This window comes from Paraburkholderia kirstenboschensis (genome assembly GCF_904848585.1).
Classification (GTDB): domain Bacteria; phylum Pseudomonadota; class Gammaproteobacteria; order Burkholderiales; family Burkholderiaceae; genus Paraburkholderia; species Paraburkholderia kirstenboschensis.
The window spans coordinates 307,374-317,544 of record NZ_CAJHCR010000007.1; the positions used below are offsets into that span (position 1 = coordinate 307,374).

Below are 10,171 nucleotides of genomic sequence, written 5' to 3' on the forward strand. Positions count from 1 at the left end.
GCTCAGAAGAGCGCGTAACGCGCGACGATCCACAGCATGCGCAGCTTCGGCTTGCTGACTTTCGTGCGCGGAATGTCGAAGCCGCGTTCCAGTGTGCGCTCGAGCAGCACACGGTACACGCCCGACATGATGCGCGGCGCGCGCACCTGGTTGCGCGGCTCGCGGTCCATGATCGCGTCGGACGCGGCGAAGTGCTCCTTCGCGCGTTCAGCGAGCGTTGCGCAGACGCGCGGCAGCGAGGGGTCGTCGGCGATCTGCGCGGGATTCTTCACCGCGATGCCTTCGCGCGCCAGCAACTCGTGCGGCAGATAGCAACGGTTGATACCGGCGTCTTCGTCGATGTCGCGCAGAATGTTCGTAAGCTGAAGCGCACGGCCGAGATGGTGCGCCAGCAAACGGCCCGGCTCCTCCTGCATCCCGAATATCCTCACCGATAGACGGCCCGCCGCGCTCGCGACCCGGTCGCAGTACAGGTCGAGCGTGGCCTCGTCGGGGGCGCAGATGTCGGCGGCGGCATCCATCGCCATGCCGTCGATCATTGCGTGAAAATCCTCACGCTGCAGATGAAACGTGTGAATGTGCCGCGTCAGCGCGCGCAACGAGGCGCGCGGCGAGCCGGTATAGCACGCATCGATGTCGGCGCGCCAGCGCTCGAGCGCAGCGGCGCGGTCGGCGCGCGGCATGTCGCTGTCGGCGATATCGTCGACAGCGCGGCAGAAAGCGTAGACCTGATACATCGCGTCGCGCTGCGCGGCCGGCAGGATGCGCATTGCGAGATAGAACGAACTGCCGGACGTGGCGGCAGCGGCGTCGATTTCAGTATCGTCCACGACAAGATTGGATACAGCCAAGACGATCTCCGCAGGAGGGCGCCCGCTGAAAGGCGTACAGGAATTTTTATGCCTCGCCGCAGGGCGGGCGGCCCGCGCGCGCGGACACGCGCGAAACACTCGGCTGGGATGCCGGAAACGGCGAAAAGTATAACAACGTTTGTCCGACGACGCAGTTTCCACAGAGCAATGACCGACGCAAGCCGCTGCGATCGGCGAACCCGGTGCGGCGTGCGGCGCGTGACACGGCGGATACAACCGGCTTCGCGAGCGCGACCCGAGCGCTATGAGCGGCCATCAATCATGACCGTTCAAGTCAGCGCGACGCAGCGATTGCGGCCTTGCCGCTTCGCGCTATAGAGCGCCGCGTCGGCCTCGTTGATAAGCACGTCATACGAGGGCGAGCCGGCACGCGCGGCCGCGCCGCCCACGCTCGCCGTCACGGGCACGCTTGTGCCCTGCACTTCGACCGGCGTGTCGGCGATCGTGCGGCGGATTTTTTCGGCGACGCGCATGGCGTCCTCCAGCGGCGTGCATGGCAGCAGCAACGCGAACTCTTCGCCGCCGAAACGCCCGAACGTGTCCTGCGCCCGCACGACGCCTGCAACGCGCTGCGCCATCACGCGCAAAACGGTATCGCCGACGCCGTGGCCGAACTGGTCGTTGATCTTCTTGAAGTGATCGAGATCGAACAGCAGCACCGACATGTCGCCGCCATAGCGCTGCCAGCGCGTGTATTCGTCGAGCAGCCGCGCCTCGAAGAAGCGGCGGTTGGCAATGCCAGTCAGTCCGTCACGGTCGGCGTATTCCTGCAGCTTGGCCACAGCCTCCTCGCGCTCGCGCTGCACGATGCTCACATGCGTCACATCGGAGATGGTCACGCAAACGGCCACCACCTCCCGATCGCGCGTGAGCGGCATGAACGTGACGTCCTGCTGCATGTAATCGACGCCGCCCGTGATCGGCCGGTCATGGTCGAACTTGAACAGATACGGACGCTGTTCCCACGAACTGAACGCGAAACTGCCCAGCTGAAAGACACTTTCGATCTTGCGCGACAACCACACTCGCGGCAGTTCCGGAAACTGCGTGAACAGCGACTTGCCGACCACCTGCTCCGCGGACAGCCCGCTGTGGTCCTGCATGAACCGGTTCCACATCAGCACGTTCATGTCACGGTCGAGCACGAAGATGCCGAAGCCCACCCGCTCGACTACCAGATCGCTCAACGACTCCATAGGCGCGCTCATAGGCTGGAAAGCAACGCATCGAGCGCGTCGTTCATGTGACGGATGGATTCTTCCGCCATCAGCATCACGAGATGCGCGCGGAAGCTCTGGTCTTCCAGCGCGAAATTGACCTCGACGAGCAACGCGACTTCCCATTGCAGCACGCCGGGCTGAAACACTTCGTCGAGCGTCAATGCGTCGCCCAGCAGGCCGGGCGCGGAGAACACGGGCGTGCGGCCGAGCTGGTCGAGAATGCACGACACGCACGCGCCGGTGAGCACATTCGCCACGTCGAACATGAGTTCTTTCTGGCTGACCGCTTCGTAGGCGGAGCGCGAATACGGGTCGCTGACCAGCGCGCACAAGTCCTCTACGCTGTCGCTGCGGCAAATGACCAGCGCCTCGCCTTTGATGTCGGAACGAAAACCCTGGCGTACCGCGCTTACCCGGTCTTCGATACCCGTCATGTCCCGCAGCGCTTGCGCGGCCTCGCTGACGGCCACCACCCTCACTCGCGGCACCGACAATTCGATAAACGAATCGAGCAGCCGCGCGAGACGTGTCGCGGCTTGACCCATCGCCAGATTGGCGACCTCTTGCAGCGCGTCGCGCTGATCTTCGGTGAGGACTGGCTCAGACATACAACCCGTACTCCTTGAGGATGGGCAGTACCGCCTCCGGCGTCACGGGCTTGGCGATGAACGCCGCGGCGCCGAGCGCGCGCACGCGCGCCCGGGCCATCGGCTGGATATCGGCTGAGACGACGATGACGAAGGTGTTCAGATCCTCATGCTGCAATGCCTCGAGTACCTGATAGCCGTTCATTTCCGGCATGGTCAGGTCGAGGAACATCACCGAGGCTTTCCCTTGACGATACAAAGCGAGCGCTTCGCGTCCGTTCGAGGCGTACGACACGTCGACGTCCCAGTCCGGCGGCAATGCCTTGGTGAGCACCTTGCGGGCAAGCAATGAATCATCGGCGATCACGATTGGCAAAGGCATGGCAGGTCGAAAGACGGAATAAGCTCGTACGGGTTAACGGCGGATAGCGGGATTCCTTTAGGGCGGAGTCTGGCAAGCGGCGAACTGCGCGTCGTCTGGGTGGGAGGCTGCTTGCGGTCGCGCGGGGAGGTTGCGCGGCGACGCGCGTCTGGCGAAACCATGGCGCGCGCAAGACTGCGTGCGCTGGACGACGGTTATGACCGGCATGTGAGCCTACCCCGTAGATGAGGCGCGGCTGGTTGGATCGGCTGGTCCTGTGCCGCGCGCGTGGTTTCCGCGAACGCCGGCACTCACGCGTAAACGCATGATCCGATGCCCTCGCGGCGTATGCGTTCGAACATAGCGGACGCACTTTTTGTCATTGAGTCGATTCTCAAAGCAAACCAGTCGAAATGCAATACGCGGTATTTTCGTCCGGCTAACAATATCTTCCTTACTCCGCCGAGATTTGAAAAAATACGCCCCGCATAATAATAGTTTCCATACCGTTTATACTTTTGTGTACGTTTGCGCTTCTCGAATCTTCACTGTTTTAAAAGGCCAATGAATAGGCGTCGAAACATCTGACGCCGAGAATAACGGTAACTTCTACCGCGATTCTGCGACTATGCTTCTCGTATCCGCCGTCCTCCCAGCCGCGAAAGACCTGAGCGTTTAACAAATGACCCAAGACCGGTTCGACCCGCATCGAGCGAGCCGCCATTCCGCTGATGGGCAGGATGAGGCTGTGTTTCCCGCAGTACCAGAGCAGAACTTCCAGATTCGCCGAATGACGTTGATCGCGCTGCTCGTCGCCGCGATCGTGCTGCCGTGCCTCTACGTCGCGGCAATGGCATACAGCGACCTGCGAACCCGCGAAGCCGACGCCACGAACATCACGCTGCGCACCGTGCGCGTCGCCGAGGAACATGCGCTGAAGGTCTTCGACATGAACGAGACGCTCGACACGCGCATCGTCGATCTGACTGAAGGCCTGGACGATGACGGCATTCGGGCGCGCGAGGCCGCCATTCATCGCAAAGTGCGGACGATGGGCGGCGGCTATCCGCAAGTGGCCGCCGTGTCCATTTTCGGCCGCGACGGCGCGCTGCTCGTGAGCAGCCGGTTTTATCCGGCGCCGCCGGTTTCCATCGGCGAGCGCGAGGATTTCGTCGGCCTTCGCGACGGCCGCGACCTCGAACACGTGTCGAAGGTAATGACGGGGCATGTCGCCGGCGAACAGGTGTTCAACACCGGCGTGGAACGGCGCGCGCCCGACGGCACGTTTGCCGGCGTGGTATCGGTCGCGCTGCGCCCGAGCTATTTCGACGCGTTCTACCGCGAACTGCTCGGCGGCAACGACGGCGCGCCAATGACCATGACCCTCGTTCGCTCCGACGGCGCGGTTCTCGCGCACTATCCGCGTCGGCCGGGCGAACCGGCAGTCGTCGCGCCAGATTCGCCATTCGCCGAGGCGATGAACCAGGGACGGCGCGCCGGCGTCACGCGCATGCGCTCGAACATCGACGGCGACAACATGATCGTCGCGTTCCGGCACGTCGGCTCTTATCCGGTCTACGTCATGTGCGGGTATCGCGCGTCGGCGATGTGGGCCGCCTGGTATCGGCACCTGGCCGTGTTGATTCTGTCTATATTCACGCCTTCCGTCGCGCTATGGTGCGTGATCTGGCTGTCACTGCGGCGGCTCGGCGCCGAGGAAGAGGCGTGGGAACGCTGGCAGGCGGAAGCGTCGATGCGTCGTTCGATCGAATCGGCGTACCGGCAGTCGCGCAAGATGGAAGCGCTCGGCACGCTGGTGGGCAGCGTCGCGCACGACTTCAACAATCTGCTCATGATTCTCTCCGCCAACGTGCAGATCGCACGGCGGCGCGGCGCGCCGGGGCTGGACCGCGAGTTGTCGGCCATGGAGCGGGCGCTGAAGAGTGGCCAGTCGCTCACGCGGCAGTTGCTGGGCGTCGCGCGCAAGCAGCCGCTGCGCAATGAAACGGTCGCGCTCGAGCGTTGGCTGCCGGCGTGCCGGGACCTGCTGCGCGCGTCGCTCGGAGCCAAGGTTTCGCTGGTGATGGATATCGGCGCCGGCGTCTGGCCGATGCGAGTGGACGTTGCCGAGTTGGAGCTCGCGCTGATCAACATCGCCGTGAACGCGCGCGACGCCATGCCCAACGGCGGGCGGTTCACGGTGCGCGCGACCAACATCACGTTCCGTCACGAAGACGGCTTTCCGCTGACAGGTGACTTCGTCCAGGTGTCGCTGGAGGACACCGGTGGCGGGATGGCGCCCGAGGTGCTCGCGCGCGCTTTCGAGCCGCTCTTTACCACCAAGGCGAAGGGCATGGGCACGGGGCTCGGCTTGCCGCAGGTGTTTGCCTTTTGCGAGCGCTCCGGCGGGCTTGCCGCAATCGACAGCGCGGTGGGTGCCGGCACCTCGGTGCGGCTGTATTTACCGCGCGCGACCCAGGAGTTTGCGGTCGACGGGCCGATGGAAACGGGCGCAGAAGACCATGGCACGCTGCACGGACTGCGCATCCTGCTGGTCGAAGACAACGAGGAAGTGGCGGCAGGTACCGAAGCGTTGCTGCAGATGATGGGCCACCAGGTCACATCGGTCTTCAATGCGGACATGGCGCTGCGTCTTCTGCGCGACGCTCACGCGCGGCAGGCGCGTACCGGCGAGCCCGTGCCGTTCGAACTCGTACTGTCCGATATTCATATGCCGGGCGCCCTGAACGGCATCGATCTGGCCGAGGCAATCAGGACGCTCGATGCCAGACTGCCCGTCATTCTCGTCACCGGCTATGCGGAAGAACTCGATCGGGCACGGCATGTGAACGTGCGCGTGCTGTCCAAACCCTTCGATATCGCCCTGCTCGAAAGTCTTCTGCAGGGAATCCAGCGCGAACTCGCCCAGAGCGGGCTCGACCCGGCCACGCATCACGTGCAATAAGACCGTCGACCCACGGCTTTTAGGCCCGCTCCCGCTCGCGGCTTTGCTCTATTTGCGCTGAATTGTAAAAAGCACGGAGGCCGGGCTGCCGCGTCGTTCGGGCAAAACGCTCCGCGCAAACCCACAGCGGCCGGGCGTGCGGCGCCTGAACCAGGACCCCGGCATGAACGTTGCGGCATATCTCAGATAGTCGGGGATGGCGCGCGCCGCGCTGTCCGTCCTACCCAAAAACGGGAGACAGCCATGCGACATACCGTGATTGGTTTATTCAGCACCTATCCTGAAGCCGAGACCGCTCGGGACACGCTAGTACAGACCGGTTTCGCGCGCGAAACAATCGAGCTGCAGGCCAACGCCGAACCGTCAGTCGACTCCGCAACCGCCGAGGTCGCCGGTTCAGGAGTGCTCGCGAACATCGAGCGCTTCCTCTCGAGCCTCTTTGCCAGCGGCTCGCGGGCGCCGGAGACCGCGCGCTACACCGAAGCCGTGCGGCGGGGCGCCGTGCTCGTCGTAATCGACGCTGCCAGTGAATCCCACGCGGAACTCGCTCGCAACACGCTAACGCGGCTTGGCGCGACCGATATCGGCGAGCGTTCGCCCGACTGGGGCACGCAACCGGCCACGGAGAGTGCCCGCGAGCATTCGTTACTCGACGAGTTGGGAATCGGCGCGATCACGCCGGGAACACCGCGCGGACCCGAACCCGGAATGACGACAACAACGGTGCATGACACGCCGACATCCGTCAGAACGGGGACAGCAACACCGGGCAGTGTGGGAACACCTGCCTCTCCCGGTTTCAGTGCGAACGTCGCGCCAGCCGCTACGACTGCTGATCCGCTGTATTCGACTTCGCCTCGCAGCACCGACGCGGAGCCGTTCGTCCCGCCGCCGCTCACAGAAAGCGCCGCCACCGATCCGCTGCGCGACCCTCTGTCAGACCCGCTGGCGCCCGATGCGGGACGCAGCGCGATTGCCGCCGGCTCGGCGCCGGGCTCGGGTGCTGTGATGCAGCCGACCGAAGTGGTTTCCGGGGCGGCACAACCGACAGCCGGTCTGAGCGGCCAGATTCCGAACGAATACCTGGAGTACGAAGAAGATTTCCGCACGCATTACGACGAGCAGTACGCCGCCGACGACGCGCGTTACGAAGACTACGTGCCGGCCTACCGCTACGGTGCGGAAATTGGCAAGGACGTGCGTTATCGGGACAGAGCGTGGGACGACGTCGAACCGGAAGCACGGCGTCATTGGGAAACGACCTCGCCTGATAGCACGTGGGAGCGCTTCAAGCTTGCCGTGCGTCACGGCTGGGAGCGCGTGACCGGGCATCACCACGTCTAGGAGCAAGAACGGGGGTAGCGGTAGCGGCGGCGCGCCGGGAGGCTATGGCGACGCCGCCGCGTTTATGTCGATCGATCGGCCGAGGCTGAAAACGTCAGGCAGCGGTATGCCGCTTGACCCAGTCAACGTAGCGGTCGACGAAAGTCTGCAGGAACTTGCGCGTCCCATCGTTCAGAATCTCGCCCTTCTCATTGATGACCGCGGGATCGTGCTTGATGAACACCTCGGGCTGACCGAGCAGCGGGACGTCGAGATAAGCCAGCACATTGCGCAAATGTTGCTGCGCGAGGGCCGAACCCGTCGCACCCACCGAGGTGCCGATCACCCCGCCGGGCTTGCCACCCCACGAATTTGTGCCCCACGGGCGCGAGCCCCAGTCGAGCGCGTTCTTGAGTACACCTGGAATCGAGCGGTTGTATTCGGGCGTGACGAACAGCAGGGCGTCAGCGGCTTCAACCCGCTGTTTGAGTTGCTTGCCGGCTTCGGGATAATCCGCGTCGTACTCCTGGCTGTAGAGAGGCAATGAGCCGATGTCGATGAACTCGAACGTAAAGTCGGACGGCGCCAGCGAGACGACAGCTTGCGCCAGCTGACGGTTGAACGACTCGCGGCGCAGACTGCCGACGACAACTGCAATGTGTAAGGCCATGATTCGCTTCCTTGAATGAGGCGCTCGACGCGCACAGGGTACGGACTGTCATCATAGGCAAAAAGCCCGATCGAGGGCGCCTGCTCGCGCCGCGATGGGGCAAAGTGGCGGAAAAGGGCGGCGGCTCCAGGCTGCCGCGGTGGATAACGCGGCAACCGCAAAAGTTATCCACAGTTTTACTGAATAACCTTGTGGATAACTACTACTTTTGCCTTGTCAATCAAGCCTGCCTCCGGCCTACTCCATCTGGAGGCAGCGGCTGTTTTTCTGCGAGCAATTGTGAGTGGTGAAGGTGCGGGGTGTATCGCACGTTGAGGCGGTGGCCGCGTTGGATTACGGTCGGAAACGGCGTTCGTTGGAACGCGTTTGCGGCGGGATTCCCCGAGACGCACGAAACGCGACGCGACGTGCAGCAGCGGGCAGGTGCCGAACGCAGGGATGGAGCGCACGGCGTTGACGGGGCGCGGAGTTGCTACTTGGCTCACCCGACAGCGTTCAGCTTCGTGTGAAAGGCGGGACGAAAAAAAGGCGCCTATTCGGCGCCCTTTTTTGCTTTGGTCAGCTTGCGTCAGCGAGTCCCGCCGTCCGCCGCTGGTGCATGCATGATGCATGCGGCCATTAGCCGAGCTTAGTTGCCGAAAAACACGTTGCAGTACGATGCCGGACCGTTGCATTGCGCCGGAGCGGCAGCTTCGGCTGCGCCGGAAGCGGCGGCGAACAAAGCGACGGAAGCAATCAGGGCGGACAGGATGCGTTTCATGGTGCTACTCCTCGTGGTGTTGGCTGGCGATCTGGTGCGATCGATGGCCGAAGAATAGCGATTCGGTGTCTGGCTAAAAATGGGGTAGACGGGAAGACTTCTTTTCACTAACTGAAATAATGCTGGCGTCGCGGCTGGTCCACCCCGCCGCATCGCCTTGACTGGCGCGCGTTTGCCCGGGGCCGAAGCAACTCGGGCCCGAGCCACCTACGTTATTCTCACTTTCCGCAATAATTGATTTCGGTTTGTCATAAGATGGCCGCCCCGCGCGACGAACGCCTACAAGTCCTCGTGTAGGAGAGCTGCGTATGTTCAATACCCATTCGCTTACGCGGCAAGCTGCGGCAGAATGGCGCTCGTGCCAGAACCCCGTGCTAGACCAACTCCCCGTTTATGAGCGACATCCATCCAAGCGACCGCGCGCGCGTTTCGCGGAACGTGCAGCGGAGCCTGCCGTGACGCAACTGAGCGCAGGGGCGCTCGACGATCCCGTTTATCTGGCCCAGCTCCGTCGCGACCTCGTGCGCTTCGCCCGTTTGCAACTGCGCGATGCCGCCGCTGCCGAAGACGCTGTCCAGGAAGCGCTGGCCGCCGCCTGGACGCAGGCCGACCGGTTCGCTGGGCAGTCGGAGCATAAGACGTGGGTGTTCGGCATTCTGCGGCACAAGCTCGTCGATACGCTGCGCGCCCGGCAACGCACGGTGAACCTCTCAGCCCTCGAATCGGAACTCGATGGCGAGGCGCTACTCGATCGCGAGTTGTTCAAGGACAACGGCCACTGGTCGCAACAGACCAAGCCGCGCCCTTGGCCGACGCCCGAAACGGCGCTGCGTCAGCAACAATTCTGGGCGCTCTTCGAGGCGTGCCTCGAGCACCTACCCGAGCACATCGGGCGCGTTTTCATGATGCGCGAATTTCTCGACCTGGACACCGATGCAATCTGCGCGGAATTGCAGATGACCGCCAACCATTGCAGCGTGCTGATTTATCGCGCGCGCCTGCGCTTGCGCACCTGCCTGAGCGAGAAGGGCCTATCTAGGGAGGATGCAAATGGGGAAATGTAAGAACATCACCCGGCTGCTGTCCGACGCCCTGGACCGTCCGCTGTCGACGGGCGAATGGGTCGCCATTCGGCTGCATTTGCCTACATGCAGCGGCTGCCGCAACTATCGCAAGCAGATTCGACTGCTGCGGGAAGCTGCTCGTACGATGAGCGGTATTTCGGCACCGGGCGGGGTGAAGGGCGAGGATTGATGGTGGGGTGTTGGTGGGGTGTTGGTGGGGTGTTGGTGGGGTGTTGGTGGGTGTTTGGTGGGGTGGTGGTGGGGTGTGGGTGGGGTGTTGGTGGGGTGTTGGTGGGGTGTTGGTGGGGTGTTGGTGGGGTGTTGGTGGGGTGTTGGTGGGGTGTTGGTG

The 10,171-nt window shown here is 63.4% G+C and carries 10 protein-coding genes; 4 read left to right on the forward strand and 6 right to left on the reverse strand.

All coding sequences use genetic code 11. The annotated features are described in order from the left end of the window. Nucleotides 1-2 precede the first annotated feature (2 nt). The 4 genes from hpnD to JMY24_RS20610 form a co-directional block, all read right to left on the reverse strand. Nucleotides 3-851 carry a presqualene diphosphate synthase HpnD gene (gene hpnD, locus JMY24_RS20595; RefSeq protein WP_201702773.1) on the reverse strand — a complete coding sequence of 283 codons (849 nt, stop codon included), beginning with the start codon at nucleotides 849-851 and terminating at the stop codon, nucleotides 3-5. A 290-nt stretch (nucleotides 852-1,141) separates the two neighbouring features. Further along, nucleotides 1,142-2,080, reverse strand: coding sequence for a GGDEF domain-containing protein (locus JMY24_RS20600; protein ID WP_201702778.1), 939 nt, complete (start codon nucleotides 2,078-2,080; stop codon nucleotides 1,142-1,144). Then, nucleotides 2,077-2,700, reverse strand: a complete 624-nt coding sequence (locus JMY24_RS20605; protein WP_128585484.1) for a chemotaxis protein CheC — start codon at nucleotides 2,698-2,700, stop codon at nucleotides 2,077-2,079. Before JMY24_RS20605 ends, JMY24_RS20600 begins: the two co-directional genes overlap by 4 nt. Continuing rightward, a complete protein-coding gene (locus tag JMY24_RS20610; protein ID WP_128598080.1) occupies nucleotides 2,693-3,061 on the reverse strand; it encodes a response regulator in 369 nt (122 codons plus the stop codon). The genes JMY24_RS20605 and JMY24_RS20610 overlap by 8 nt, the downstream gene beginning before the upstream one ends. A gap of 661 nt (nucleotides 3,062-3,722) precedes the next feature. Between JMY24_RS20610 and JMY24_RS20615 the strand changes: the two genes are divergently transcribed. Both JMY24_RS20615 and JMY24_RS20620 read left to right on the forward strand, forming a co-directional pair. Continuing rightward, nucleotides 3,723-6,005 (forward strand): hybrid sensor histidine kinase/response regulator, encoded by a 2,283-nt coding sequence (locus tag JMY24_RS20615; protein ID WP_201702780.1) that lies wholly within the window; start codon nucleotides 3,723-3,725, stop codon nucleotides 6,003-6,005. A gap of 243 nt (nucleotides 6,006-6,248) precedes the next feature. Continuing rightward, nucleotides 6,249-7,349, forward strand: a complete 1,101-nt coding sequence (locus JMY24_RS20620; protein ID WP_128598078.1) for a hypothetical protein — start codon at nucleotides 6,249-6,251, stop codon at nucleotides 7,347-7,349. A gap of 94 nt (nucleotides 7,350-7,443) precedes the next feature. On the opposite strand, the gene JMY24_RS20625 is transcribed toward JMY24_RS20620, so the two are convergent. Further along, nucleotides 7,444-7,998, reverse strand: a complete 555-nt coding sequence (locus JMY24_RS20625) for an NADPH-dependent FMN reductase (RefSeq protein ID WP_128598077.1) — start codon at nucleotides 7,996-7,998, stop codon at nucleotides 7,444-7,446. Between the two features lie 628 nt (nucleotides 7,999-8,626). Continuing rightward, nucleotides 8,627-8,758 carry a hypothetical protein gene (locus tag JMY24_RS39260; protein WP_020068649.1) on the reverse strand — a complete coding sequence of 44 codons (132 nt, stop codon included), beginning with the start codon at nucleotides 8,756-8,758 and terminating at the stop codon, nucleotides 8,627-8,629. A 308-nt stretch (nucleotides 8,759-9,066) separates the two neighbouring features. Between JMY24_RS39260 and JMY24_RS20630 the strand changes: the two genes are divergently transcribed. Beyond that, nucleotides 9,067-9,822 carry an RNA polymerase factor sigma-70 gene (locus JMY24_RS20630; protein ID WP_413231259.1) on the forward strand — a complete coding sequence of 252 codons (756 nt, stop codon included), beginning with the start codon at nucleotides 9,067-9,069 and terminating at the stop codon, nucleotides 9,820-9,822. Next, nucleotides 9,803-10,012: a zf-HC2 domain-containing protein gene (locus JMY24_RS20635; RefSeq protein ID WP_193425390.1), complete on the forward strand. Its 210-nt coding sequence runs from the start codon at nucleotides 9,803-9,805 to the stop codon at nucleotides 10,010-10,012. The genes JMY24_RS20630 and JMY24_RS20635 overlap by 20 nt, the downstream gene beginning before the upstream one ends. Nucleotides 10,013-10,171 lie beyond the last annotated feature (159 nt).

What these genes read in the sequence shown, in the direction of transcription:
- JMY24_RS20600 (WP_201702778.1), bottom strand. Translation starts at nt 2,080, where the DNA reads ATGAGCGCGCCTATGGAGTCGTTGAGCGATCTGGTAGTCGAGCGGGTG.
- JMY24_RS20605 (WP_128585484.1), bottom strand. Translation starts at nt 2,700, where the DNA reads ATGTCTGAGCCAGTCCTCACCGAAGATCAGCGCGACGCGCTGCAAGAG.
- JMY24_RS20610 (WP_128598080.1), bottom strand. Translation starts at nt 3,061, where the DNA reads ATGCCTTTGCCAATCGTGATCGCCGATGATTCATTGCTTGCCCGCAAG.
- JMY24_RS20615 (WP_201702780.1), top strand. Translation starts at nt 3,723, where the DNA reads ATGACCCAAGACCGGTTCGACCCGCATCGAGCGAGCCGCCATTCCGCT.
- JMY24_RS20620 (WP_128598078.1), top strand. Translation starts at nt 6,249, where the DNA reads ATGCGACATACCGTGATTGGTTTATTCAGCACCTATCCTGAAGCCGAG.
- JMY24_RS20625 (WP_128598077.1), bottom strand. Translation starts at nt 7,998, where the DNA reads ATGGCCTTACACATTGCAGTTGTCGTCGGCAGTCTGCGCCGCGAGTCG.
- JMY24_RS39260 (WP_020068649.1), bottom strand. Translation starts at nt 8,758, where the DNA reads ATGAAACGCATCCTGTCCGCCCTGATTGCTTCCGTCGCTTTGTTCGCC.
- JMY24_RS20630 (WP_413231259.1), top strand. Translation starts at nt 9,067, where the DNA reads ATGTTCAATACCCATTCGCTTACGCGGCAAGCTGCGGCAGAATGGCGC.
- JMY24_RS20635 (WP_193425390.1), top strand. Translation starts at nt 9,803, where the DNA reads ATGCAAATGGGGAAATGTAAGAACATCACCCGGCTGCTGTCCGACGCC.